At 57.1% G+C, this 26547-nt stretch carries 23 protein-coding genes and 1 tRNA gene; 11 read left to right on the forward strand and 13 right to left on the reverse strand.

Annotation, left to right across the window (positions count from 1 at the left end; genetic code table 11):
• Positions 1-174 precede the first annotated feature (174 nt).
• The 3 genes from RBB63_RS02295 to RBB63_RS02305 form a co-directional block, all read right to left on the reverse strand.
• Positions 175-834: an EF-hand domain-containing protein gene (locus RBB63_RS02295; RefSeq protein ID WP_309380691.1), complete on the reverse strand. Its 660-nt coding sequence runs from the start codon at positions 832-834 to the stop codon at positions 175-177.
• Positions 835-1002: 168 nt separating this feature from the next.
• The gene (locus RBB63_RS02300; protein WP_309380693.1) at positions 1003-2157 is read right to left on the reverse strand and encodes a MalY/PatB family protein; all 1155 of its coding nucleotides are present in this window, start codon (positions 2155-2157) and stop codon (positions 1003-1005) included.
• Positions 2158-2291: 134 nt separating this feature from the next.
• Positions 2292-5948 carry a beta strand repeat-containing protein gene (locus RBB63_RS02305; protein ID WP_309380695.1) on the reverse strand — a complete coding sequence of 1219 codons (3657 nt, stop codon included), beginning with the start codon at positions 5946-5948 and terminating at the stop codon, positions 2292-2294.
• 437 nt (positions 5949-6385) lie between these two features.
• Here RBB63_RS02305 and RBB63_RS02310 point away from each other — a divergent pair.
• From RBB63_RS02310 to RBB63_RS02320, 3 genes are all read left to right on the forward strand, one after another.
• Positions 6386-6460: transfer RNA gene (locus RBB63_RS02310), tRNA-Met, on the forward strand.
• 113 nt (positions 6461-6573) lie between these two features.
• The gene (locus RBB63_RS02315) at positions 6574-8268 is read left to right on the forward strand and encodes a glycoside hydrolase family 5 protein (RefSeq protein WP_309380697.1); all 1695 of its coding nucleotides are present in this window, start codon (positions 6574-6576) and stop codon (positions 8266-8268) included.
• A 69-nt stretch (positions 8269-8337) separates the two neighbouring features.
• Positions 8338-8934, forward strand: coding sequence for a mechanosensitive ion channel domain-containing protein (locus RBB63_RS02320; RefSeq protein ID WP_309380699.1), 597 nt, complete (start codon positions 8338-8340; stop codon positions 8932-8934).
• On the opposite strand, the gene RBB63_RS02325 is transcribed toward RBB63_RS02320, so the two are convergent.
• The 3 genes from RBB63_RS02325 to RBB63_RS02335 form a co-directional block, all read right to left on the reverse strand.
• A complete protein-coding gene (locus tag RBB63_RS02325; protein ID WP_309380701.1) occupies positions 8931-10406 on the reverse strand; it encodes an NAD(P)(+) transhydrogenase (Re/Si-specific) subunit beta in 1476 nt (491 codons plus the stop codon). The two genes, RBB63_RS02320 and RBB63_RS02325, sit on opposite strands and share 4 nt — an antisense overlap.
• 6 nt (positions 10407-10412) lie before the next feature.
• Positions 10413-10718 (reverse strand): NAD(P) transhydrogenase subunit alpha part 2, encoded by a 306-nt coding sequence (locus RBB63_RS02330; protein WP_309380703.1) that lies wholly within the window; start codon positions 10716-10718, stop codon positions 10413-10415.
• A 124-nt stretch (positions 10719-10842) separates the two neighbouring features.
• Complete coding sequence (locus RBB63_RS02335) at positions 10843-11970, reverse strand: NAD(P) transhydrogenase subunit alpha (RefSeq protein ID WP_309380705.1); 1128 nt, start codon at positions 11968-11970, stop codon at positions 10843-10845.
• Between the two features lie 165 nt (positions 11971-12135).
• On the opposite strand from RBB63_RS02335, the gene RBB63_RS02340 reads away from it, so the two are divergent.
• Positions 12136-13089, forward strand: coding sequence for a Gfo/Idh/MocA family oxidoreductase (locus RBB63_RS02340; RefSeq protein ID WP_309380707.1), 954 nt, complete (start codon positions 12136-12138; stop codon positions 13087-13089).
• Between the two features lie 92 nt (positions 13090-13181).
• The gene (gene lpxB / locus RBB63_RS02345; RefSeq protein ID WP_309380709.1) at positions 13182-14345 is read left to right on the forward strand and encodes a lipid-A-disaccharide synthase; all 1164 of its coding nucleotides are present in this window, start codon (positions 13182-13184) and stop codon (positions 14343-14345) included.
• A gap of 11 nt (positions 14346-14356) precedes the next feature.
• Here lpxB and RBB63_RS02350 read toward each other — a convergent pair whose 3' ends face one another.
• On the reverse strand, positions 14357-14491 hold the full coding sequence (locus RBB63_RS02350; protein WP_309380711.1) for a hypothetical protein: 135 nt from the start codon (positions 14489-14491) through the stop codon (positions 14357-14359).
• A gap of 22 nt (positions 14492-14513) precedes the next feature.
• Here RBB63_RS02350 and RBB63_RS02355 point away from each other — a divergent pair, with 22 nt between their 5' ends.
• Complete coding sequence (locus tag RBB63_RS02355; RefSeq protein WP_309380713.1) at positions 14514-15269, forward strand: PEP-CTERM sorting domain-containing protein; 756 nt, start codon at positions 14514-14516, stop codon at positions 15267-15269.
• 32 nt (positions 15270-15301) lie between these two features.
• Here the strand turns inward: RBB63_RS02355 and RBB63_RS02360 are convergent, their stop codons facing one another.
• Entirely contained in the window at positions 15302-16516 is a 1215-nt protein-coding gene (locus tag RBB63_RS02360; protein WP_309380715.1) for a DEAD/DEAH box helicase, read from the reverse strand.
• Positions 16517-17229: 713 nt separating this feature from the next.
• Here RBB63_RS02360 and RBB63_RS02365 point away from each other — a divergent pair.
• The 5 genes from RBB63_RS02365 to RBB63_RS02385 all read left to right on the forward strand — a co-directional run bounded on the left by RBB63_RS02365 (position 17230) and on the right by RBB63_RS02385 (position 21261).
• Positions 17230-17796, forward strand: coding sequence for a hypothetical protein (locus tag RBB63_RS02365; protein ID WP_309380716.1), 567 nt, complete (start codon positions 17230-17232; stop codon positions 17794-17796).
• A gap of 46 nt (positions 17797-17842) precedes the next feature.
• A complete protein-coding gene (locus RBB63_RS02370; RefSeq protein WP_309380718.1) occupies positions 17843-18856 on the forward strand; it encodes an SAM-dependent methyltransferase in 1014 nt (337 codons plus the stop codon).
• A gap of 254 nt (positions 18857-19110) precedes the next feature.
• Entirely contained in the window at positions 19111-19701 is a 591-nt protein-coding gene (locus RBB63_RS02375) for a uridine kinase family protein (protein WP_309380720.1), read from the forward strand.
• A 197-nt stretch (positions 19702-19898) separates the two neighbouring features.
• Positions 19899-20369 (forward strand): DUF6882 domain-containing protein, encoded by a 471-nt coding sequence (locus RBB63_RS02380; RefSeq protein WP_309380722.1) that lies wholly within the window; start codon positions 19899-19901, stop codon positions 20367-20369.
• Between the two features lie 97 nt (positions 20370-20466).
• Positions 20467-21261: a glycerophosphodiester phosphodiesterase family protein gene (locus tag RBB63_RS02385; protein ID WP_309380724.1), complete on the forward strand. Its 795-nt coding sequence runs from the start codon at positions 20467-20469 to the stop codon at positions 21259-21261.
• A gap of 114 nt (positions 21262-21375) precedes the next feature.
• Here RBB63_RS02385 and fusA read toward each other — a convergent pair whose 3' ends face one another.
• The 5 genes from fusA to RBB63_RS02410 form a co-directional block, all read right to left on the reverse strand.
• Positions 21376-23481, reverse strand: a complete 2106-nt coding sequence (gene fusA, locus RBB63_RS02390; RefSeq protein ID WP_309380726.1) for an elongation factor G — start codon at positions 23479-23481, stop codon at positions 21376-21378.
• A gap of 194 nt (positions 23482-23675) precedes the next feature.
• On the reverse strand, positions 23676-24338 hold the full coding sequence (locus RBB63_RS02395) for a PEP-CTERM sorting domain-containing protein (protein WP_309380728.1): 663 nt from the start codon (positions 24336-24338) through the stop codon (positions 23676-23678).
• A 97-nt stretch (positions 24339-24435) separates the two neighbouring features.
• The gene (locus RBB63_RS02400; protein WP_309380730.1) at positions 24436-25089 is read right to left on the reverse strand and encodes a PEP-CTERM sorting domain-containing protein; all 654 of its coding nucleotides are present in this window, start codon (positions 25087-25089) and stop codon (positions 24436-24438) included.
• A gap of 33 nt (positions 25090-25122) precedes the next feature.
• Positions 25123-25797, reverse strand: coding sequence for a hypothetical protein (locus RBB63_RS02405; protein WP_309380732.1), 675 nt, complete (start codon positions 25795-25797; stop codon positions 25123-25125).
• A gap of 29 nt (positions 25798-25826) precedes the next feature.
• Positions 25827-26486, reverse strand: coding sequence for a hypothetical protein (locus RBB63_RS02410; protein WP_309380734.1), 660 nt, complete (start codon positions 26484-26486; stop codon positions 25827-25829).
• Positions 26487-26547 lie beyond the last annotated feature (61 nt).

The raw sequence follows: 26547 nt of genomic DNA on the forward strand, positions 1-26547 counted from the left end.
TTCAATCACGGGCTTCCAGCCCGCTCAATCAAAGCCGCCTTGCGCTGCATCCAATCTCTACCCCACCTGACTGGGACAATCTAGATGAAAAGTGCTCTAAACAGCGCAAAGCCCGTCATGACGTCAATAATAGCCGCGATGGGACTCGGCCTGATCGGCAAATGACGTGCGCCTTTAATTGGGGCGCGGTGGGGGCGGGCCGTCTCCCTTGCGGCTCTGGTCATCGAGCAAGCCGTTTTCTTTCGCGGCTTTGATCTCCTCGGGGGACAGTTGCTTGTCACCATTCGTATCGACCATCTTGAAGAACTCTTCCAAGCCCACACTCCGGTAAATGCGGCTACTCTCAAATCTCACAACGTCCGCGCGTGATATTTCACCAGCAGCATTGCGGGGAAACCCATCGAATACTTTGGGAGCCGCCTGCTTCTGCTCGGCTTCACTCAGGACGCCGTCGTGGTTGGCGTCCAGCGAGTCAAAATAAGCCACCTTGCCATGACGGCGGTAGGGCGAGGCATCAGCAAACGTTTCCCACTCTTTCCAAGTCACTGTGCCATCCCGATTGGCGTCAGCCGCGCTCAGGGGACCATAAGGCCCAGGAGCATCGCGATCTTCGCCACCAGCGTCTCCGGGCAGCGGAGGACGCTCGCCCGCAGCAAAATCTTCCGGACGAGGCGGGCGTTCGCCAGACTTCGCGTCATGAGGTCGAGGCGGCGTGGCGGACTCTTCACTGGATGCAGGTTCTAAAATAATCTCTGCCTGAACGTTATTAATGAGCAAGCCAAGCACCAGAGCGAGGCAGAACCGAGGGAGCAAAATATTTTGAGATCGATGCATGGCGGACATCAGTAGTTATGGGTGATCGTTGGAAGGCAGCTTAAGCGCCACCTCATCAAAGGGCAAACCCTCAGAATCGAGCTAAGTTGCACCAACTCTATCCAATATACTCGTTTTTTCTCATGCAAATACGCCAAGCAATATCTGCACCAACGGTGACGCAGAGCGCTACAGCTTAGCCACGGCTGTCGCCATGCGATCGAGGGCCTGCTCCAGAATCGAGTGCGGGCAACCGAAGTTGATGCGCAGGTAGTTGCCATCACCGAAGTCGGAGCCTGGCGAAAGCCCCACGCCATGCTCCACAAAGAATGCATGCGGGTTTTCCACGCCCTTGGCTTTCAGGCCTTCGACGTTCATCCAAGCGAGGTAGGTCGCCTCCATCTTTTGCTGGAATTCGATGCCCGGCAAACTTTGCGCGATAAAGTTATAAAGGTAATCGCGGTTCGACGTCAGCTGCGCGATGAGCGCCTGGCGCCACGGTTCGCCCTCGTTGTAAGCCGCGAGGCAGCCTGCGTAACCGAAGGGGTTCACCTCGGTGATGAAGCCCCGCGCGGCTTGCTGGAAGCGGTGACGCAGCTTGGGGTTCTTAATGACAGCAAAAGAACACGCCAAACCAGGAATGTTATACGTCTTGCTCGGCGCATTGAGGGTGACGGTCATGTCGTCAATCTCGTCGCTGAGCGTGGCGGTCATGCGATGCTTTTTGCCGTCGAAAAGCAGGTCGCAGTGGATCTCGTCCGAAATGAGAATCAAGTCATGACGCTTGCAGAAATCGACCAACGCCAGCAACTCCTCGTCGCGGTAAACGCGGCCCACCGGATTGTGCGGATTGCACAGGATGAAGATGCGCGTCTTGGGCGTCACCTTGGCTTCAAGGTCATCGAAATCGAAGGTCCATTCACCATTGGCATGCTTCAGGTGACTGTAAACGAGCTCCTTGTTTTGCCAGGGGCCACAGGAAAGAAACGGCGGGTAAACCGGGGTGCAGGTCATCACTGCATCGCCTGGTTCGCCAAATGCGCGAGCTACGACATTCAGCGCGGGCACGACGCCCGGCAGCCAATGCAACCACTCGGCCTTAGCCTCGTAGCCATGCACGCGCGACAAGTAACCCAGCACCGAGTCGATCACGGCGGGGAACGGCTTAGTGTAGCCCATAACGCCGTGGTTCACGCGGGCCGTCAGTGCGCTGAGGATTTCCGGCGCGGAGACGAAATCCATGTCCGCAACCCATAGGGGCAGCACATCACTGCCGGCATATTTATCCCACTTGAGGGAGCCAGTATTGGAACGGTCAAGGATCGTGCTGAAGTCGTAAGCCATGAGGAAAAGGGAAACAGCACACGCCGAAAAGCAACTGCGGGCAAGCGTTTTCAATCAACACGCCCTCCCCCTCCACACAAAGCAAAAGCCCGCCCCAAGCGGCGGGCTTCGGAAATCAATCCGTCGAGCCCCTGCTAGCGGGCACGCTGGCGGCGGCGAATGCAAATCAGCAGGCTTACCGCGCCAATCAGGGCCGCATAATGCCCGGGCTCGGGCACGGGAACAAAGGTCAGGAAGACATCGCCGCCAATGCCGAGCAGCGCAAATGTGCCAATCGCCGGGCTGAAGGCCAAGCCGTTGGAGTCAGCCCCAGCGTCAATCGTCACCCCGCTGCTGATCGTCAAGTCGCCGTGATCATCGATGAACAACCAGTTTTGCGCGCTCTCCCAGAAGGCGTCCGTAAAATCGACCGTCGAACCGGCGCTATCAAAGGTCAACGAAATCACCGTGCCATCCAACAGCGTCAAGTCGCCACCGGTCATGTTGATCCCATCGTAATTGACTCCGCGATCAGCAGTCGTGTTCGCGATCAATTCGAAGTTGATTTCGCCGTCCACTGTCAGGTCTGAGCCAAAGGTAATGATCCCAGGCGAGCTCCCGGGAGCCAGAGTCCCGGAGACAAAAGTTGGCGCATTGATAACGCCCGTCCCACCCAATGTCGCGCCAGCCGCCACATCCAATTGGGAGCCGCCAATCGAGCCCGTGACCAGCAGCGAGCCTTCGTTCACCGCGACCAAACCGGTATTTGTGCTCGCGCCGGTGAGCGTCAAAGCGCCAGCTCCCGTTTTGTTCAAATTGCCGCCGCCATTGACGATGCCGGCCAGGGAAGCATTGAAGCCGTTGGTGTTAATCGTCGAAGTCGTGCCGGTTTTTAAATGTGGATTAATGTCGCTGCCCACCGTCAGGTCGTTGATGAGCCTCAACATACCGCCACCCATACTAAAAGTAGCTGAGCCGCCATTGCCCGCCTTGATCCGATTGGCGCCGCCAACCTCCAAGACGCCGCCATCCAGATTATACGTGCCGGAGCCACGCTGACCAAGCACGAGGTTGCCACCGTCTCGAAGGGAAACCGTACCGCCCGTTTGATTGACCACACCAGAGCCGGTCTGCGGCTCACTGTCCTGGGCGCCGCCGAGGGATAAGTCCGTGCCTTCGGTGAAAATAATGTCGCCGCCGCTGATGTTCAACGTGCCATCGCCGTCGCCAAACGATCCCGAGCGACCGAGCACCATGCCGTTGTCGCCCATGATGTTGATCACACCGCCGCTGATGTTGTAGGTTCCCTTGGCCTGGTTGCCAATATGGAACACGCCCTCATCCGAAAGCTTGTTGACCGTGCCCCCGGTCTGATTGGCCACGCCTTCGCCGGTCGTGCCGAAAGCGCCGATGTAAGCATCGACTCGGGTCGCCCCGTCGCCCACAACGCCCAGGTTGAGCGTGCCGCCGTCGATGTTCAGCGTGCCGTTGTTGACGCCGGAATCACCGGAGCCAATGTGCAGCGCGCCACCGCTAGTCGTGAGGTTCACGGTCCCGCCGGTCAGCGTGAAGACGCCATCCGAATCGGGGCCAGATATGGGCGATCTGCCAGCGAGCAAGCCAGCCACTTCAGTCGTGCCGTTAACGTGCTCCACCTCACCCTGCTCGATATTGAGGAAGGCCATGGAGCGATCCTGCGAACCAGAGAGAGACGCCTTGCCTTCACCGATTTTAACGAGGCCGCCGTCACCTGACATACCGCCGGTGAAGGTTGCGTTGAAACCGTTGGTGTCGATGTAAGAGGCCGTCACATTGGCGGTTGGATCGCGATCCACCACATTGATATCCACACTGGTCGATAGGTCAGAGTCGATCACACGGATCGTGCCGCCGCCGAGGTTGAAGGCGTAGGGCGTCGAAGCGCTGCCGTAATTGCCCTTGAGGCTGGAGCCGCCGATTTCAAGCGCGCCGCCATCGAGATTGTAAGTGCTGTCACCGTAGCCGCCAAGGTAGAGATTGGAGCTGCCGGAAATGCGAAACACGCCGCCAGTCTGGTTCACGACGCCTGTGCCGTCGTTGTCACTGGCGTCGCGGTCGCCAATGATAAAGCTGCCGTTGCCGTTGTTCGGGCTGGCCTGAACGATGAACTCGCCGCCGGAGATATTCAGCGTGCCCAAACCGGCTGCCCGCGAGCCAGTGTTGCGGCCCAGGCTGTGCAAGCCACCGGTCAAGGTCGCCGTGCCGCCTGATAGGTTATACGCACCATCACCAGCTTGGTTACCGAGGTTGAACGAGCCGTCGATCAACTCGAAAGAACCCCCAGTCTGGTTGACAATGCCCGTGGAGCCCCAGTCGCCAACCTGGAAAAAACCGTTGCTGGTCAGCCCGGTCACGCCGAAGTCCGTGTCGTTGCCGACTACTAGGTTTGCGCCGGTTTCGATATTCAGCACCCCAGCATCGCCCACACCTTCGCCCACGCGCACGCCAACATTCAGGTTGTCCTGGCTGGTCGTGACATCAGCGCCATCCTGTAGTGTAATTTCACCGCCTTCGAGCACCACCATGCCGTAGCGGCTGGTCGAGCTGTCCCGCACCGGATGCTGGTCGGCGCCACCAGAGAGAAGCGTAGTCGTCGAAATAAATGTCTCGCCAGCCGTTTCCAACACAGCAGCGTCCAACGAACCATCACCACCCACATTGAGCACAGCCCCCTCTGCGGTGTAGAGCGTGCCATTATCAGCGGATGGCAAGGTCAGCATTTGCCCGCTATCGATGGTCAAATTGGTCGTGCCATTGAGAATGCCGAGGCCCCGCGTCGTCGCGGATGAGCCAGTAACGCTCAAGTTCGTAACGCCATCCACATCGACAACAAAGTTGTCCGCCGCCGAAGGCGAGACGCCTCCCCAATTATCCGCGTCACTGTAACTGGTGGGGTCGCCTGCACCGCCGGTATAGCGGACACCATCCACAAAATCATACGTTTCGCCGTCGTTTAGGAAGCTGACCTGCAAAGAATCAACAGTGGTCTTCGCGCCGTCATTGCCTGACCCTTGGCCAATCTGTACATTGGAAACCACCGCTCCGGCGCCCAAAAGCACATCGCCCCAAGTCTCGCCACCGACTTCGCCATCAATATCCATCGCCGCCCATTCGTCGATGGTTCGGCTCCCAGCCCCGATGCCAAGCGTACTGGCCGTTGCGCCAAAAGTGGAGCCCCAATAGCCGCTACCCGCCTGCGGGAAGAGAAAGAACTGGCTATCCGCCGATACGGTTGTGCTGTAGAATGTGCCGTTGGTATCGGAGTTCTGGTCATTGTTGGTCGGATCGAAGACCAGAATTAAATCCCATACGGATTCGCCTGATCTCACTGCAGAAAAGCCATTCTGCGACTCACCAGAACCTGAACCAAACTCCGTAGACTGAACGCCAAACTTCAATGCCGGACCAGCAACCACGGTATCGTTATTCTGCCAAACATAATTCGCGCTGAAAGAAGGGTCTTGCAAAACGGACGCCGCCGCAAACCCAGTACTCGCATCCACTACACTGAGCGTACTTTTCTGGCTTCCCGAACTGGAGGTGTCGATCTGTATGCCGCCCAAATTCCCCGCAGACCCGAGGTAGTTAATCCAGTTCAGTTGGTTCGATACCTGCGTTGGATCTGGTGTCGCACCGGACAGCGGCGCATTGGTTGAGCCATTAACAATGTCCGTGCCATCGCTGCTTCGCGTGTCGTCACTGTTCCAACCATTGTCATTAAAATCAATGACGGCATCGGCGCCATACAGAGCGCCGACCGCCAGAATAGGCACAACTATTTTGATAGATTTAGGGACAAAGTGTATACATAAACTCATTAGCAGTAGTAGTCGGGGTTAGCGTTTAAAGACACTATCTAAATGTGAAAAATCCTTAAAACACGCGAGAAAAATACCTAACATGGACAATCACACTCAGCCTAACCGACACTTTCATCCCCTAAAGCTATAGAATTATCAGTAGAAAAATCTTAATTTTTACCCAATTAAGCAGTGGGCTAATCAGCCTACACCAATGCAGCTGAACAACGCCTAGAGGAGATCGAATAGCGAAGCAGTCGCCTCCCCACTCGATATCGGCAACCATCTACGCTCGCCGCCAAGCCTTCTTTCTCGAAAATAGATTTCAACTTTCCGCCTTGACTGAGTGGCCTGCAGACGTAGCATAGCCCGCTTTTCCAGCAAATATAGCGGCTGGAATCTCCGATAAAGCCAGAGTAGCTCAGTGGTAGAGCAGAGGACTCATAAGCCTTTGGTCGGCAGTTCAAATCTGCCCTCTGGCACCATCACACCGCCCGTAGGCGCTGTTCGCCGCAGCCACGCAATAAGTTGCAGCGCAAATCGATGGCGAATTCCGAGAGCGCCGAGGACAATGTGCGAAACCCAACAACGCATGCCCATGTCCCCCCACCCCAGCTTCTCGAAGGCCTTACTCACACTTCTGTTCATTTGGAGCCTAACCCAGCCTTGTCAGGCCGCCAGCAAAGAGCCTGCCCCCCGCCTCGCCAATGACCTCCAACCCACACTCGTTATCAATGGTGATTTCGACGGTCATGTTAGCGAAACTGGAGCTCCGCAAAATTGGATGCTCCCCGAAAGCCCCGAAGGCAAAATCGAGCTGCTAAGGGACTCCAATACCCGCGAGACATTCGTGCGGCTCATTTCTGAAGCGCCTGACCAACTGGTGCGCATTAATCAAGATGTCCCGTTGACCAAGGACATCAAAGGCGTCGAATTCCACGCCCGGTTTCGCAATGAAAACGTGAAGTTCGGCAAAGGCGGCTGGCTGTGCGATGCGCGTGCGCGTTTTGCCTACCTCGACGCCGACGGGAATTCCATTGGTCCGAAACTGAGCGACGTCATCTTTGACTCGCATGCGCAGGCTTGGCGCAACATTTCACGCGACTACCTGAAGCCCGAAGGCGCAACCACGTTTCGCGTCGCTTTGACACTCAACCGGCCAGCCTCGGGAACGCTCGACATCGATGAAGTCCGACTGATTCCGATGTCCGAGGAGCGCTTTCAGGAAATCGAACAAGACAAGCTGCTCGCCGAGCAAAAGAAAGCTGCCGAGGCTCAGAAGAAAATCGAAGACCAGAAGATCGTCGATGCAATGAAGCAAGCCGAGCCAAAGGCGCGTCAACTCGGTGTCTACGGCAACAAACTCATCAACTCCAACCGCGATCCTGTCATGCTGCGCGGTGTCAACGTCGTGAGCCTGGAGTGGTCGCCCCGCGGCGAGAACATCCACCGCTCGATCAAAGTCGCCCTCAAAGAATGGGGCGCCAACGCCATTCGCTTGCCCGTGAATGACGGCTTTTGGTTTGGTCGCGGCAAAGGCAAAATCACCTCCAACAATCAGGAGGAGTATCGGCAGATCGTCGATGAAGCCATCGCGATGGCAGCCGGTGAAGGCGCATATGTGATCCTCGACTTGCATCGATTCGGTGGACCACAGGAGTATGCCCGCGAGTTCTGGCTCGATGCCGCAGCGCGTTACGCCAACAACCCCGCCGTGCTCTTTGACATTTTCAACGAAACGCACGGCATCGACTGGGAACTCTGGCGCAACGGCGGTGAACTGAAGACCAAAGACAAAGGCATCGTGCAGATCGTCGGCATGCAGCAGATCCTTGAAGCGGTCCGCTCGACACGCGCGCGCAACATCGTCATCGCAGGCGGCATTGACTATGCGTACAAACTGCATGGCGTGCTCGATGGCTATGCACTGGAAGATACACCCGGCACGTATGGCCTGATGTATGCCACACATTTCTACAACTGGCATGGCGGCTGGGAGAAGAATTTCCTCGAAGTGGCCAAGAAATATCCAGTGCTCGTGGGCGAGTTTGGCGCGGACGTGAAAAAGATGAACTTCGTGCCGAAGAACAAACAGGAGGACCCGTATACCTGGGTCCCCGACGCCCTCGGCATGGTCCAGAAATACAACCTGCACTACACCGGGTTTTCCATGCACCCGAAAGCGACGCCGGTGCTGATCAAAGACTGGTCCTACGAGCCAACGCCATTCTGGGGCGAGTTCCTGGTCGAGGCGCTGAAGGGAAAACAATTCGAAATGAAAAAAATGCGCTGACGGACACGCGCCAAAGGGGACAATCACGGCATCACTTGAATTGCGGCGAAGAACCCCTATGGTATGGGCATGACACCCATAATCGCTCAACTACAAAAAGCGTCCATTAGCTTCTGGGTCGAGAATGCGCTGATCCTCATCGGCGGTCTCATTCTCGTCTCACTCACCATCCGCGTGCTGGAGATGCTCACCAAGAACAAGGTGCAGTCATCCGTGCCGGTCAGCCCGATCTTCATCGCCCTGCGCTGGATGGGCATCCTGATCATCATTGGGCTGATCCTGGAGCGCTTTGACGTCGAAGTGATGACCATGCTCACGACCGTGCTCGCCATGGTTGCGATCGGCTTTGTGGCCGTCTGGAGCTTGGTCAGCCACATCAGCGCGACGTTCATTTTAATGGTCACCAAGCCCTTCCGCGTGCACGACGTAATCGGCTTTGTCGGCGAAGACATCAAAGGCGAGGTGATCGACTTGACGCTGTTTTACACGACCTTGCGCCACGAAGACGGCGATGAATTCCGCATCCCCAACAACATGTTTTTCCAGAAATCGCTGCGCATCACCAAAGCTGGCAAGCCCACGGAGCTTTCTGAACAGTTTAAAGAACCAGAACCAGCCACGCCCGAGAATCAACCGGCCAGCGAACCGGAAAAGCCAGCCGTTTAACTGTCCTTAAACTGCGTGACCAGCCCGGTTATAGTCGACTTCGCGTCGCCGTAGAGCATGCGCGTGTTCGGCATCAGGAAGAGCTTGTTTTGCAGACCGGAGAAACCGGCGCCCTTACCGCGCTTCAAGCAGAAGCAGGTCTTGGCGTGGTGCGCGTTGATGATCGGCATGCCGTAAATCGGGGAGCCTTCGTCTTCGGCGGCGGCGGGGTTGACCACGTCGTTCGCGCCGATGACCACCGCGACGTCGACCATTTCCATGGTCGGGTTGACGGCGTCCATTTCGCAGAGCTGCTCGTATTCCACGTCGGCTTCGGCGAGGAGCACGTTCATGTGGCCGGGCATGCGACCCGCGACCGGGTGGATGGCGAAGCGGACTTCCGCGCCGTTGTTTTCCAGCAGCTCACCGAGCTCCTTCACGGCGTGCTGCGCCTGGGCAACGGCCATGCCGTAACCCGGGATGAAGACCACGCTCTTGGCGGCTTCCAAAATGTAATACGCGTCTTCGGCGCTGATCGGCTTGAGCTCGCCTTCGGTCTCACCGGCCGACGATTGCTGCGTCGCTCCAAAGCCCGAGAAGAGCACATTGCTCAGCGTGCGGTTCATCGCCTTACACATGATCACGGTCAGGATCAGGCCACTGGCGCCCACCAAGCAGCCCGCGACGATGAGCACGTTGTTTGCAATGACGAAACCAGCGAAACTTGCGGCCAAGCCCGAGAAGCTATTGAGCAGCGAAATCACCACCGGCATGTCGCCGCCGCCAATCGGCATGACGAACATCACGCCCAGCACAAGCGACAGCACAATGACGCCAATCAACACCGCCGAAGCCGTGCTGCTCATTGGCGAAATCGTGAAGACCACGCCTGCGCCCACGAGCGCCAGGGCAATCAGGCCGTTGACGGCTTTTTGCCCGCCAAACACCGTGGCCGCGCCGCCGAGTTTACCACTCAGCTTGCCCCATGCGTAAATACTGCCAGTGAAGGTCACGCCGCCGATGAGGATCGTCAGGATGATGACCGCCGCCGTGAAGCCACTCAGCTGAATGCCGTCCGGGTAGTGCGTAGCGAGAAAGGAATCGCCGCCACTGGTCAGCGCGCCGACTACGTTTTCCTTCGTTGCCAAGTAGGCTTGGTTGATCGCCTCAACGCGGGCGAACTCCGACCAGCCAACGAGCAAACTGGCAAGGCCACCGAAGCCGTTGAACAGCGCCACCAGCTCGGGCATACCCGTCATGGCGACCTTCTTAGCGGCGACGAGGCCGATGACTGCGCCGATTAAAATACCGGCAATGATCAGCTCATAGCGAATGATGTGGTGGTCGAACATGGTGACCACCACGGCCAGCAACATGCCGACCGACGAAAGCTTGTTACCCTTGCGCGCGGTGTCGGCGCGCCCGAGCATTTTGATCCCGAAAACAAACAGGATCGCCGCTACAATGTAGGCGAGATTAACAAATGTTTCCATGACGCGTTACTCCGGGCGCTTGGCCTTTTCCTTCGGCTTAAACATGCCGAGCATGCGGTCGGTCACCACGTAACCGCCCACGACGTTAATGGTCGCCAGCACGACCGCCGCAAATCCCAACCAGGGCGCGAGCGCGCCGGCTGTTTCATTGGTGGAGCCCGCAGCCAAGAGCGCGCCCACAATCGTGATGCCGCTGATCGCATTGGAGCCGGACATGAGCGGCGTGTGCAGCTGCGACGGAACTTTCGCAATCAGCTCGAAGCCGAGGAAAGCCGCCAGCGTGAAAATAAAAAGAAGTAATACGAGGTCCATAATTCGAATGGGGTTAACTACGAATAGCGCGAAGGTTCACAGATCTATCCGCACCGGCAAAGCGCTGCGCCTTGAAGTCAAATCTGCGTCTATCTGCGACATTCGTAGTTTTAAACTTCGTTGGTTAGGCTTTGAATTTTTCGTGGACGATTTCGCCATCGCGGGTGATCAAGCTGCCGCTCAGGATTTCGTCTTCGGTGCGGTAAACAAACGCCTGCTGCTCGGCGTCCCAGAAGTGCTCGATGAAGTTCGCAAAGTTTGCGCCGAGCATCTGCGTGGCGTCCTTCGGGTAATAGCCCTCGAGGTTTTCCGGGCCAATGATCTTCACGCCGTTCGCGGTAATGACGTCTTCGCCGACCTTGGAGCCAGCGACGTTGCCACCGGATTCCACGGCGAGGTCCACCACGATGCTGCCGGGCTTCATTTGCTCGAGCACGGCCTCGTTGAGGATCACCGGCGCCTTGCGGCCAAAGAGTTTCGCCGTGGTGATGACCACGTCTGCGCGGGCGCAGGCCTTGGCCATTTCGAGGCGTTGCTTTTCCAGCTGCTCGGGCGTGAGCTCCTTTGCGTAGCCCTGGTCGGTCTGGCCGGTGTCGCCGAGGTCCACCTTGACAAACTTCGCGCCGAGCGAGCGGACTTGCTCTTCCACGACGGGGCGGGTGTCAAAGGCTTCCACGCGGGCGCCGAGACGCTTGGCGGTCGCGATGGCCTGGAGGCCAGCCACGCCCACACCGATGATGAAAAAGCGCGACGGGGAAATCGTCCCGGCGGGCGTCATCATCATGGGCAAAATCTTCTGCATGCGGTCCGAGGCGAGCACCACGGCGGCGTAGCCAGCGAGGTTGGCCTGGGATGACAGGGCGTCCATCTTTTGCGCAATCGTCGAACGCGGAATCATTTCCACGCTGACGGCGTTGACCTTCTTCGCGGCCAGCTTCTGGATCAGCGCCGACTCGTTGAAGGGATCGAGGAAACTCAGGTGCAGCACGCCAGCGGGCAGGGTGTCGATCTCCGAATCCTCAGGCTTGCGCACACGGAGGATAATCTCCGCTTCTGGCAACGCCTTGGAGCGTTCGGCGACGGCTGCACCGGCCTGGCGGTAGTCCTCATCCGAATAGCCGGCCCGATCGCCGAGGCCTTGCTCGACGGTTACAGACAGGCCGAGCCCGGCCAATTTCTTAGCGGATTCGGGGGAGAGTGCGGCGCGGGTTTCCTTAGGGTGGCTTTCGCGCAAAGCGAGTACGCGTTTCATGACGATACTGTGTCGCAAAAAGTTAAGCTAATCAAGACATTCCTTTGATATTAGAAAATTAACTCAAAGATAAACTCTGCATCAGTTCCAAATAGACGATGAAATGGCCCAATCTTTCTGGAATTCTTGCGTGCCATTAGCGGCATTCGTGACCAAGCTAGCCCCGTGAGTCAGAAAACAGCTCCTTTAAAATGCGGTGTCGCCGGCGTTGGCTATTTGGGCCAACACCATGCGCGGCTCTACGCAGCCCTGCCCCAGACCGAGCTCGTCGGCATCTACGACGTCGACCCGAAGCGCGCCAAGAAGATCGCGTCCGAGCACGGCGGCCAAGCTTACACCTCGCTGGAAGAACTCGGCGCCGCGTGCGACGCGGTCAGCGTGGTTGTCCCGACTGATCACCACTGCGCCGTCGCCCAAACGCTGCTCAAGCAAGGCTGCCACCTGCTCATCGAGAAGCCGCTGTGCACGAGCCTGGAAGAAGCGGAGATTATCCTCGGCGCCGCCAAGGAGGCCGACCGCATCGTGCAAGTGGGCCACATCGAGCACTTCAATCCGGTCATGTCGTTCCTGGAAAAACACGTGACCAACCCACGCTTCATCACCTGCGACCGCCTGGCGCCGTTCAAGGAACGCGGCATCGAAGTCAGCGTGGTGCTCGACCTGATGATTCACGATATCGGCGTGATCCTGCAACTAGTCAACTCCCCCCTCGAGCGCGTGGACGCAGTCGGTGTGGACGTGCTGACCAAGACTGAGGACATCGCCAATGCGCGCCTGACCTTTGCCAACGGCTGCGTCGCGAACATCAACACCAGCCGCGTGAGCCTGAAGCCGGTCCGCGAGATTCGCCTCTTCCAAAGCAACGCCTACCTGTCGCTTAATTTCGCCGAACAAAAGGGCCACCTGATCCGCAAGACCAAGCTCGGCCTGCGCAAGAAGAATGTCCCCATCGAAAAAGGCGAACCCCTCGCGCTCGAGCTGGCTGGCTTTGCCCACGCCGTGCAAAACAGCGCCGCGCCCAAGGTCAGCGGCGAGCTCGGCAAGACCGCGCTCGAAGTCGCGATCAAGGTCACCGAGAAGATCCGCGAGAGCGCGGAGAAAGGGAAGACTGAATTATGAAGTATGAATTCAGAATTATGAAAACCACCCACAAGGATTCCCCAGAAGATCCCTTTCATAATTCAACCTTCATCATTCATAATTAGATATCCATGCCTGAGCCCATTCAGCTACCGGCGCCATCTCAGCAGCCGGACTTGCTCATCGTCGCGGGCGAGCACTCGGGCGACCAGCATGCCGCTGAGCTGCTCGACCAGTTGGCCGAGATCAAGCCCGGGCTGACCGTGTGTGCGCTCGGCGGCGAAGCGTTGTCCAAGGCTGGCGCGCAAGTGATCTTCGACCTCGTGGACCATTCCGTGGTCGGCATTGCCGAGGTGCTGAAGAATTACGGCTTCTTTAAAGAGCTGTTTGAGAAGGTTGCAGCGTGGATTCGCGAACACCGACCCAAGGCGATTTGCTTCGTGGACTACCCGGGCTTCAACCTCCGCCTCGCCGAGCGCCTCGTCAAAGAAGGCCTCGCGGTCAAGGGCGACGGCGACATCCCCCTGCTCTACTACATCAGCCCACAAATTTGGGCGTGGAAGGGCAAACGCCGCTTCAAGATGGCCAAGCTGCTGGACTCGCTCGGCGTGATTTTTCCGTTTGAAATCGACTGCTACCAGGACACGGACCTGCCGGTGGAATTCGTTGGCCACCCTTTTGTCGCGAAAGATTTCAACCTCGGCCTGCGCTACGAAAAAGGCGCGCCGATCCTGCTCCTGCCGGGCAGCCGGTTAACGCCCGTGCGCCGCATTTTCCCAACGCTGATCGAAGCCTTTATCGACTTCCATGCCGAGCGCGCCACGAACCGCGCCATCGTGCTCTACCCGAGCCCTGCGGTCAAAGCGCTACTGGAAGAGCTCATTGCCGCGCGCCATGGCGCCAAGGATTTGATCAAGCTCATGCCGGCCGATGCGGACATCGCGGCGTCGGCGGTGTTGACCAGCTCCGGCACGATGTCGCTCAAGGTCGCGCTGGCGGGCATCCCCGGCCGCATCGTTTACCGCGCGAATCCGATCACCTACGTGCTCGGCCGCATGCTCGTGAAGATTCCCTACCTCGGCATTGCAAACATTCTCCTAAATCGCCCCGCCTATCCGGAATACCTGCAAGGCGCCGCAAAGCCTGCGGTGCTCGCTCGCGAACTGGCGAAAATAACCGATCAAACGTCAGCAGCAGAGTCTGCTCAACAGGATGCCCGCGAGTTGAGACAGCTTTTAGGCGAAGGTCAGGACAATGCAGCGGCCGGATGGCTAGCCAATTTCATATCCGATTAATCAACAATCAGTTAAGGATTACCCTTAGCCGATAGAAATCGATTAATCAGGCTGTAAAAGGGGTGTAAAACCGGATACTCACGCCGTTGCAGGAGACCATAATCGCTAAAGTAGCGAGCCAGACCGTCGATTAGAATGACTAACATCAAATCAACTTGTTAGTTATCAATGTATATGCTTGCCCAACGCGGGCTGCGAGGAACATTCGCGGTCGCAATCCTGAGCTGTCTCGCAATCGCGACCGCAGCCGGGCAATCCTATACGCTTGATTGGAACTCCCTGAGCTGGACACCCGGCTCGACGAGCCAGACGTTTACCAACGTCGATGGCAGCGGGGTCGATGTTACCGTGAGCATTTCCGGCGGCACTTTTCTAGGCGGGTATCCGCGCTTGTCGACGGATATCACCGGTGGCGGTCCGGCTGGCCAGAACTACCTGATGATGCTCATCAACGAAAGCTCCAGTGGCAATGGCGCTACGGTGTCCATCCAGTTTTCCTCCGATGTGGAAAGCCTAAGCCTGGGCATGTTTGATGTCGATACCGGCACAGGTGGCTTTTACTCCCGCAGCTTTCGTGACCAGATCACTTTCGCCGACGCCCCGGACTCCCTGACTGGCAGCAGCGCCAATCTGGTCGTCAACAGCACCACCGTGCTGGGTCTATATGAGAACGCCAACAACAGCGCCAATGGCAATGTGAATGCCTCCTACAGTGGCGCCCGCAACAATGTGACTTTCTTCTACGGCGCAGGGCCATTTACCCAGAGCAATCCTGCGCAGCAGGGCATTTCGCTCTCGGACATGACTTTCACCTATGTCAGCCCTATACCGGAGCCGTCCACGTATCTCATTGGCGCGGCATTACTTGGCTTGCTTGGTTGCGATGTCTGGCGTCGCCGCCGGGCCAAACGCCAAACGCGCTAACACAGCCGCCCCAAGGATTCTAAGGCGAAGCCTTAGCGACGGAAGCCGCCGGGCTTGTTGTTGAAGCCGCGGTTGCGCTTTTTGCGGGCGATGGCGGCGCCGGGGACGCGTAGATCGGGCTCGGTGCGGTAGCGGAAGCCCTCCAGCTTACGGCGGGGGATCTTCTTTTCGATGAAGCGCTCGATGGCGTCAAGGAAAGCCAGCTCATCCGTGGAATACAGCGTGAACGCCTCACCTTCAGTGGCGGCGCGACCGGTGCGGCCAATGCGGTGCACGTAGTCTTCGCAGTTTTGCGGCACGTTGTAATTAATCACGTGGGTGACGCCGGAAATATCCAGACCGCGCGAGGCGATGTCTGTGGCGACAAGGATCTCATACTTGCCTTCCTTGAAGCCCTGGAGCGCTTCGCGGCGTTCACTTTGGGAGCGGTCAGCGTGCATGGTCGCGACCTTGTGATCGTGGTCCAGCAGCCAGCGGGTCACGCGGTCGGCGTCGATCTTCGTGCGGGTGAAGACGAGCACGCTGTTGTAGTCGAACTTCTCCAGCATCGCCAGGAGCAGGTCATACTTCTGAATGCCGTCGACCGGAAAAATCGCGTGGTCAACTGTGTCAGCCGTCTTGCTGGTGGACTCGATTTTGACGCGCACCGGATCCTTGAGCACCCAGTCGGCCAGCGAAAGAATCTTGTCCGCCATAGTGGCTGAGAAAAACAGCGTCTGACGCTCTTTGGGGCACTTGCGGACGATCTGCGTGACCTGGTCGATGAAGCCCATGTCGAGCATACGGTCGACTTCGTCGAGGACCAAAATTTCGAGGTTCGACAGGTCGATATTGCCCTGCTCGATGTGGTCGATCAGGCGGCCGGGCGTGGCGACCACGATGTCCGAGCCATCCTCCAGCGCCTTGAGCTGGGCGCCGTATTTGACGCCACCATAAATGAGGCACTTCGTCAGGTCCTGATGCTTGCCGTAGAAGACCAGTTGATCATCCACCTGGCCGGCGAGTTCGCGGGTGGGCTCCAGAATAAGTGCACGCGGGCACTTCTCTGAGTGCTTCTCGAGGCGGGAAAGGAGCGGCAAAGTAAAGGCAGCGGTCTTCCCGGTGCCGGTTTGGGCGGAGCCAATCACGTCCTTGCCTTCCATCACTACGGGGATGGCCTGGGCCTGAATGGGAGTCGGGTTCTCGTAACCCTTTTCGCGGACTGCCTGCACGACCGCAGGCAGCAAATTCAAATCATCAAATGTCATGGAAAACGTCTGTTAATACGCCGCTAGCGCGGGAGATTAAAGGAAAAAGATTAAAGATTAAAGAATCAGGCATATTGATCATAATGTTTCTTTACCGAGTAGCAACTGCACTCCGAGCCCAATCCGGGTAAGCGCGTGCTCCACATCCGGACCACCAAGCCGAATCTTTAATTTGCTCACTTTAATTTTTAATCTCCCGGCGTCTATACCGGGGAGGGGGGGGTAACCCGACCCTAAATTCATTTTCAAAGAACACAGCCCGCCCCGCCCGTTCGCCGGGATCAGGCGCAGGTGGGGACAACATCCCATTGGGTCGGATGCGTTTACGTCAACGCGGCAGCCTGCAAACTGGCATAAGTCCGCGCCACGCTTGCCACCCCAGCACAGGGTGAATTAAAGCCTGGGGGCGTCGTCCAGCCGCATCAGCTGTCACCCGATGCGTGGCGAATGGGCCCCCTAAAACGGCTCAAGCACGGCGCCAACACGAATGCGGTCGCACGAACATTGACTGGACTAACCACGCGCTAAGGCGGGTTTTCGTAAAAGATGGGAGATGGTTTCATGGCGGATTAATAGTGAAAATTCGATTATGTGAAAATAATCACATAACACAACGAAAAAGTGAACATGCGGACATTTTTTGAAAATTTTAAGCTGGCCACTCAAACCAACCTTACATGATTTGTATTAATAAAACTAAACCAACCCGAATCATGTTTGGAAATAAAGAGAAGAAGAACGCGGAGAAAACAATGAGCGAATGGCTTGCCCATCCGATGGAATTTGGGCAGCCCCCCAAGTCCGTTAAGCACAAGCGGAAATACAGGTTAAAAATCATGGGCAATCCGACTGATGTCCACCTCCTCGATTATGAAATGCCCGATGGACATCGTGGACGCGGCTTCGTCAACCCGACGACGTGGTCCTTCTTGGGAAGCGAAGTGAACCAAATTCCTGACGATCAATTGATCGTTGCTTACATCGGCTGGCTCTTTCTATTCCCTGCGCTGCAAAATGGCTCTGCGAGCAGTGATTTTACCTCAGAAACGGAAGAAGCAGCCTATCTCGCACAAAAGGCTCAACAAGGCCTGAGCGACATTCAAGTGACCAATCGCTACAAAATTGGAACTAGCGAATTGTTCGAGTTTAAAGCAATTTTCCAAGGCGCGCCAGTAAAGGGCGCGGGCAACACCGAGACCGAAGTTGGATTCTCAGAAAGTGACCCGCGCTATCACCTGCCAGCCATCTACTTCTTGCTTGGTCCGCAAATGCTGAACTAAGCCAGATTGGTTTGCACCGGACGAGTCGTCGACCACAGTAAACGCCATGCCCAAATGCGAATCTTGGCTGGCTGACCTCATTCAACGCGAAGGCGGCGCGATCACCTTTGCCCAATTCATGGGCTTCGCACTCTACGACCACACCCATGGCTACTATGGCGCGCAGGTGCGGCAAGTTGGCGCGGACGGCGATTTCTCCACCTCAGCGACCCTTTGCCCAGCCTTTGGCGAGGCGATTGCGCGCTGGGCCAAGGCGCGCACAGCAGAGGATTTCCCCAACGGCGATTTTCACCTGATCGAGGTCGGCGCGGGAGTGGGCGCGCTGGCAGAATCGGTTTTAAAGGCCTGGCGGAAAATTGGCGAGCCGGACGTTGCCTACTCCGCCGTCGAAACTTCGCCCGGCCTGCGCGAAGCACTCGCCCCCAAGGCCGCAGAACTGGGATTCACCGTGCGCGACGGCATCCCCGACGCCTTGGCGGCGGCACAGGGGCGGGCCATCATTTTCAGCAATGAACTCGTCGACGCCTTTCCCGCGCGCCAACTCTGCTGGGACGGCGACGACTGGCGCGAAGTCGGACTGCGCCTCGTCGAGGGCGAACTGGTCGAGGGGCTGCTGCCGTTCACCGACCCCGTCGACGCCGATGCCCCCGCCAAGCCGCGCCAGGGCCAGCGCATCTTCATCCACCCCAGCTACCACGCTTGGCTCCAGACCGAACTCGCTGACTGGCAGCGCGGCCGCATGCTAACGATCGATTACGGCGCCGCCTATCCGGCAGGCGAAGTCCGCGCCTACCGCAATCAGGATGGCATCGACGGGGACGAGATTTACGCCCACGCCGGGCAGCAGGACCTGACCTGCGACGTGAACTTTGCCGACCTCCAGCGCTGGGGCGAGCAGCTCGGCTGGCAGACCATTTCCCTGCTGCCGCAAGCGGGCTTCCTCAACCAATGGATTCCCGACGCCGAGACCCGCGCCAAACTCGACCCCGCCCTCGCCTTCCTGGCCAACCCCTTCGGCGCCGGCGGCGCCTTCCAGACGCTGGAGCAGCAGCGGGCGTGAGCTTCTGCCTTAAAAGGTAGCGCCCGTTATCCTTAACGGGCAGTTCCATCCAGGTGGCTATTGTCTATCTGACTAAGATGGGGCGGATCGTCTCGATCCGCATTCGCTACGCTGGCCATCCAATTGAAACTGCGGATCGAGACGATCCGCGCCACCCTTCCACTCCAACGCAATGCCCATTAAGGATGACAGGCGTTAACTTGAACATGGATTGAACTCGCATCCGGTACGGCAAAAATTAATAATCACCGTTCATGACAGCGCGCATCATCGGCATTTGTGGCGGGACCGCGAGTGGCAAGTCTACACTGACTCGGCGGCTGGTGGAGGCGTTGCCGGACGTGAAGGTGGCTGAGCTGGGGATTGACCGATTTTACCGTGGACCGCCCGTGAAAAGTTGGGACGCGCCCGAGGCGCTGGAGGCGGAACTGTTGTTGCCCGTGGTCGAGGCGCTGGCCAGTGGGCGCGACGTGGAGGTCCCGGTTTATGATTACCACACGCATTCGCGCGCGGGGTATGAAACCTTTTCCGCGGACTTTGAGCTGTTGATTATCGAGGGGCTGTTCCCGCTCCATTGGCCTGCGATTCGCCAGCGGCTGGACTTCAGCGTGTATGTCGATTGCCCGGATGACATTCGCCTCGCGCGGCGGCTCGTGCGCGACATCAAGGAGCGCGGGCGCGATGTGGACAATGTCGTCGAGCAATACCTGACCTCCGTCCGCCCAATGCACGAGCAATACGTGGCGCCGCAGAAGGCGTTGGCGGATTTGGTTGTCGATGGGCAGGATTTGGCGGGCGCCCTGGCGCAGGTCGTCGCGCGCGTGAAGGCGTTGCTCGCGAGGTAGCAAACCAATCCCTGTGTCGTTTCATCTATCAGGCTACCAGGCAATGCAAGGCTCGCGAAAGTGCGATGCCCTACGCCACAACGCATCTCACTTGCCTAGCATTAGCCGACCCGCACCTGCTTCTAGTCGGCATTGACGCCGCTTATGAATTTTCACGCAGGGCGTCGGGGCACGGGATAAGCTGCAATTCGGGCGTCATGACGCATCCAGAATTCATCGGTCAGTGCCTGGAGGATCTTCAGGTGAAATCCCAGGCGCACGAAATCGCCTGGGGTCTCAACGAATCCAAATTTGTCCTCGATCAAGTCGAGGGGCAAATCGGCTTTGAGTCGCCCAACGACATGCTCATCTCGGCGCCCGTGCAGATCATCGGCGCGTATTTCCCAACGGAAAATGTCTGGCAGTGGTCGTGGGACAACCACACCGTGCGCCCGCCACTCACCCAAGACGCCGACGCCGTGCGCCGCTATGGACGAGAAAAAGGCATCACGAAGCTCACAACAGCCGAGGTCAAAATCGACGACGAGGCGAAGTGCTGGGAATTCACTGCGCTAGCCTGCAAGCTCGCCGACGCTCAAGGCGCCTACAGCGCCCCATCCGGCAATCTTGTGCTCTTCATGACCTTTGGCGACTACCGCATTGTGGAGAAGGCGGCCGTGCAAAGCTAGTCAGCACCTTTCATTGCAGATTGCTCAGACCAGCAGATTCTTGCCGGAACATTCCCCACCTTATCCAACTCTAATGCGAGTTGTGATATAGCTTTCCATGCGTCTGTTGTTAGTCTTTCTCTGCACCCTCAGCCTGCAACATGCTCTTGCGGAGACATTGGTCGTCGCGCATCGCGGCGCCTCCCACGATGCACCGGAAAACACTTTGGCAGCGTTCAACCTTGCGTGGGAACAAGGAGCCGACGCCATCGAGGCCGACTTTCGCCTGACGATGGACGGGCGCCTGATCTGCATTCATGATGAGTCCACCAGCGACGTTTCGAACGAGATCCGTAACGTCGACGAGACCGAATGGGCCCGGCTGCGCGAAATGGATGTGGGCAGTTGGAAAGGCAAACGCTTTGCCAACGAACGCATGCCCAGCCTAGCCGAAGTCCTGGCCACCGTGCCAGCGGGCAAACTGGCTTACATCGAGCTAAAGGGCGATTACCACATAGTTGATCCATTCCTGGTCGAACTTGCCGAGACTGATTTTCCCATCGAACAGCTTCGCGTGATCGCATTCGACCGGCGGGTTCTCTACCGCATAAAAACCAAGCAACCCGAGATCCAAACGATGCTGTTGATCAGCTTTCAGTTCTCGACCGCCGGGTATCATCCGCGACTCGAAGCCGCAGCGGAGCAGGCCAAAGGAATCAAGGCCGATGCAATCAGCATGAACCTCAAAGGCCCACTCACGCCGGACAGCATACGCTGGCTCAATGACCAAGGGCTGCGGGTGCATGCCTGGACCATCGACCACGCTGGCGTTTCGCAAACGCTGGCCGACTTTGGCGTGGACAGCATCACCACAAACCGCCCCTACGACATCAAAACCGCGCTTCGCAAATAACAAAAAGCTCCCGGCGATTAACCGGGAGCTTTGTATTGCAAAGTATGTCGGCAGCGTGCCGCTGCACCCATAGATTTTCGCAATGCGAAAATGATTAGATGCAACCGCAGGTTGCTACTTCTTTTCGTTGCGCTTGGCGGCTTCGGCGATGACGGCTTCGGCGATGTTGCGCGGAGCCGGTGCGTAGTGCGAGAACTCCATGGAGAACTGGCCACGACCTGAGGTCATGCCACGCAGGTCACCGATGTAACCGAACATTTCACCGAGCGGCGCGTCTGCCTTGATGCGGATACCGGCGTTGGTCGGCTCCTGAGACTTGATCATGCCGCGGCGACGATTGAGGTCACCAATGGCGTCACCGATGTAGTCTTCCGGCACGAACACGTCGAGCTTCATGATCGGCTCAAGGATTTGTGGCGAAGCCTTCGGAATCGACTGGCGGTAGGCGGCCTTGGCGGCTACTTCGAACGCAATCGCCGAGGAGTCAACGGCGTGGAAAGCGCCATCGTTCAAAGTGAACTTCACATCGACCAGCGGGTAGCCAGCGAGGACACCCTTTTCGATCGAGTTCTTGAAGCCCTTGTCAACAGCCGGCCAGAATTCCTTCGGCACGTTACCACCAACAACCTTGGACTCGAAGGAGTAACCGTCGCCCGGCTCACCTGGTTCGATGGTGTAGTCAATCTTCGCGAACTGACCGGAACCACCGGACTGCTTCTTGTGAGTGTAGCTGTCGGAAATGGCGGACTGGATCGACTCGCGGTAGGCAACCTGCGGCTTACCAACGTTCACTTCGACGCCGTAGGTGCGCTTCATGATGTCGACCTTAATGTCGAGGTGAAGTTCGCCCATGCCCTTGAGGATGGTTTCGCCGGAGTCTTCGTCGGTCTCAACGCGGAAGGACGGGTCTTCAGCCACCATCTTACCGATGGCGATGCCCATCTTTTCAGCGGCGCCCTTGTCCTTCGGAGCCACAGCGATGCTGATAACCGGATCCGGGAAGACCATCGGTTCGAGCGTGCCGGGATTATCCGGGTCGGCCAGGGTGTGACCGGTCTGAGTGTTCTTCATGCCGAGCAGAGCGACGATGTCGCCAGCCTGTGCGCCGTCGACTTCATTGCGGTCATTAGCGTGCATTTCAATAATGCGGCCGATGCGCTCAGTCTTCTTGGTGAAGGTGTTCAGAACGCTGTCGCCCTTCTTGATCTTACCGGAGTAAATACGGGTAAAGGTCAAGGCGCCGTATTTGTCGTCCATGATCTTGAACGCCAGAGCGCGGAAAGGCTTGTCGACAGCAACCGTGGCGACCTTACCGGTTTCGTTACCTTCGAGGTCCATTTCCGGCTGAGGCGGAACTTCGGTCGGGTTCGGCAGGAACTCAACAACGCCGTCGAGCACGTTCTGCACGCCCTTGTTCTTGAAGGAGGAACCGCAGAAAGTCGGGAAGAAATCGAGCGCGATGGTGCCCTTGCGGATGCACTTCTTGATCTCATCGATCGTGGGCTCTTCGCCGCCGAGGTACTTTTCCATGATGTCATCGTCCTGCTCAACAGCAGTTTCGATGAGTTCTTCACGGTATTGCTCGACGTCGTCCACCATGTCGGCCGGAACATCCTGGATGGTGTAGTTCAGCGGGTCGCCGGTTTCGTCCCAAACCCATGCCTTGCGGGTGAGCAGGTCGACCACACCGGTGAACTTGCTTTCTTCGCCAATTGGCAGAACCATGACGAGCGGCTTCGCGCCGAGGACTTCCTTGACCTGCTTGACCACGTTGTAGAAGTTCGCGCCGATACGGTCGAGCTTGTTGACGTAGATCACACGGGCGACCTTGGAGTCGTTGGCGTAACGCCAGTTGGTTTCGGACTGGGGCTCAACGCCGCCGGAACCACAGAATACGCCGATGCCGCCGTCGAGGACCTTCAGGGAGCGGTAAACTTCGATGGTGAAGTCAACGTGCCCGGGAGTGTCGATGATGTTAAAGCGATGCGGCTCCCACTGCTGGGTGCTGCCGGGCCAGAAGCAAGTCGTGGCGGCGGACTGAATGGTGATGCCGCGCTCCTGTTCCTGCTCCATGAAGTCAGTCGTAGCCGCGCCATCGTGAACTTCACCCAGCTTGTGAATTTTGCCGGTGAGCTTCAGGATACGTTCGGTCGTCGTCGTTTTACCGGCGTCAACGTGGGCGAAGATGCCGATGTTTCGGTATTTAGATAGATCTGTCACGGTGGTTTACTGTTTGGATTTCGCGGCTATTGGAGCCAAAAGAACGCTCCAAGGAGCAAATATTTGCCGTCTTGACAAGCATAAGTCTTATAGTCGCGCATTTGAGGGGCAAAATTCCAAAAAAATGCGCAGCCGACGATGGTCGTCAGCTGCGCAAGAATACCGACTAAGTCAGTCGGGCAGTGCTTAGTAGTTCACTTCAGTCTTCGGCGAAGACCTATTGCCAGTCCGAAAGTTACAACACCTGCCATCATCGCAAAGGTGTTTGGCTCGGGCACCGAGGAGCCCACCGTTAAAAATACAGAATCCGTGTCCTCGGGCGTCAGCCAGTAGAGCATGGTCGCGAGATGGAAAAGCTCCACGGTAGGAATCTCCACCAAAGCCAGCGCCCTAGCCTCCTCGGTAGCAGGCTCGATCTCATCAAAATCCGAGAGATCCCCAGCCGTGGTGAGGGAAAAGCTGATCGGGTCCCCGGACTGATAACCCGCTGGCAAACCGACATACGAGTTCGCCTCGCTGTGGTAGAGAAAGAAATCGTCGCCAGTGGCAACGCCCGAGTCAAAAGTCTTGGTAGGCCAAAAGCCGCCCGGTCCATCGAGCGCGTAGACATCCATTCCATCAAGCGCCAAAAAGCTGTCAGTGGTAGCCAGAAATCCCAGCGAAGATTCGTTAAAAGCGGCTGCAACTTCGGCATTCCATACCGAGTGATCGACAATATCGGCGCCAGTTAAGTCGAGCGACCCCGAGCCAGAGAACTGTAAGACCGCAGCATCCACTTGATCGACGGCGATGTGCAGCGTTGCCTGACTCAGGTTAGCAGTCAGTAGAATCAGAGCAGTAAAAGGTGTTTTTTTCATGATATTTGTTGTTAGCAATTTAATTAATCATTAGTTATGCCGGATGGCGGCGTTGGCGAAAGCAGGGCGCTCACGCCAACGCCGCCCCAGGTAGGCTTTAGCATTCACTCGTTTTCGAATTCCGACGACGCAGGGAGCCAGCCACGCCCATGGTCAGGAATCCCGCAAAAAGGGCGTAGGTCGAGGGCTCAGGGACAGCGGCCGAAGTCATGAAAATATTGTCTTTCGGCAGAGCGAATGACGCATCAAGTATTGAGGTGATGTGAGGGTGGGAACTAGACAACAGGCCCGCGACCCCGGATAAATCAAGCAGGCCAGCCGAATCGTCCCCCGCGCGGTCAATCTGAATGCCCCAGGAAAGATCTGAGGTCGATTCATAGCCAGCTGGCACGCCAACCAGCGAGATGGCATCACTGTGATAGAGGAAGAAATCGTCGCCAGTAGCCGTCCCCTGAGCAAAGGTGATCGACTCCCAAAAGTCCGCCTCGCCCTCGACCTGATAAACATCCATCAAGTCCGCATCCAGGAAACCATTGCTGGACGCCAAAAACCCGGCTGACGGATCATAATAGGAATCATAAGTTAAGTCGTACCAAACAGACGAATCCACCAGAACCGCATCGGTCAGATCCAGAGAGCCCGAACCATTAATCTGAAAAGCCGAATCGAGCGCCGCGATCCTGATCGATAGTTTGGCAACGCCGCAGTTTGCAGTTAGTAGAACACAGAGAGTCAGTATAATATTTTTCATGAATAATATATTTAGATAGTTTATAGTTTCGAGTTAGTGGTTGGGAGAGTTCTCGTGAGTGCAGGCAGTCGCTGGATCCGCAGACTTGCGTCGGCGCCAGCGGATCACCACACCAGCGCCTACGAGCAGGTACCCCGCAATCGCGATGTAAGTGGATGGCTCGGGGATTGGGCTCGCGCTAACCGCACTCCCAATATTCAAGTAAATGTTATCGTTCGGCAGCGACCACTGGTAGGAGCCAACGTCCATGGCGTCCGGCCCACCTGGCCAGCGAGGGGCAAAAGCGGCTTCCACCGTAATGGTGAAATCCATCAGAGCGCCAGACTCATAACCCAGCGGCAAAATAATGAACGGAGTGCTCGCCGATGCATTGAGCGCGAAGGAATCCCCAGCCGAAGCACCCAGAGTCCGCCAATCCCAGCCCCACGATTCTGCATCTCCAGCAATCTCGTATATGGCAAGATGCTCAATGACCGGGTTATCACCCAGCTCTGTGCTCAAGACGCCATCGGAGGGGTGATGCTCCGCTGGGATTAGAAATGTAGAATCGGTTCGGAGCAAGTTTGCATCAGTCAAGTCCAGTGACCCAAAGCCCGAATAGATTATTTTATTTCCATCCTCATAAGCCGAGATCAACAGCGCGGCATGCCCGTGGTTGAATCCCAGCAAGACGCAGATCAGTCGCAGTATTTTGAAATATTTTTTCATTATAATTCTCCTATTAGTAGTGAGTAGGTTTAAGCAGTTGGTTGCGGTTTACGCCGACGGTCCAGGACGCAGAGCCCCAGAATCACACCACCAGCCCAGGCGGCGTACGTGGATGGCTCAGGGATGGCGCTGGCAGTTCCATCGATCGTCTTCATCACGATCTTATCATTGGGTAGATGCCATGTGTAGGTGCGCCCCAACCAATCCGAGGCCGCAGCGGGACTCTCGGCCGGATCAGCGAGTGAGCCTTCCACCGTAATCGTGAAAGAAATAGAATCGCCCGTGTAGTAGACCGGCGAAAGGGCTACGTGCATGACGCCCTTCTTCGCATACAGCATGAATTCATTACCACTGTAGCTACCGCCAGCATAGGAAGCAGAGCCCCCGACATAGGAAGCGGAGCCCCAACCATCAACACTACCCTCAAGCTTATAATCGGGCATGTAAGAGAGGAGAATGGGACTGACATCAGTCATCAAAAGAGACGCCGAGGGATCATGCCCAGGAGTATAATTACTGGGCGCCTTTGGCTCCCCGGGGATCCCCGCACCAGTTAAATCCAGCGAACCTGAACCCTGATAAGTCACAACGCCATCAAGCTCGGAGACAGCGATGGTCAGCACCGCTTGGCATACGTTCATCGCGAAGACAAAGGACGCCAATAAAAGTATTTTAAACGAATTCTTCATTACATTGAACCATTTTTTAAGTTTGATAAATTTCACCTTATTTTGATCTCTACTAGGAGTG

It is taken from the genome of Cerasicoccus frondis, assembly GCA_031296915.1.
Taxonomy (GTDB): Bacteria; Verrucomicrobiota; Verrucomicrobiia; order Opitutales; family Cerasicoccaceae; genus Cerasicoccus; species Cerasicoccus frondis.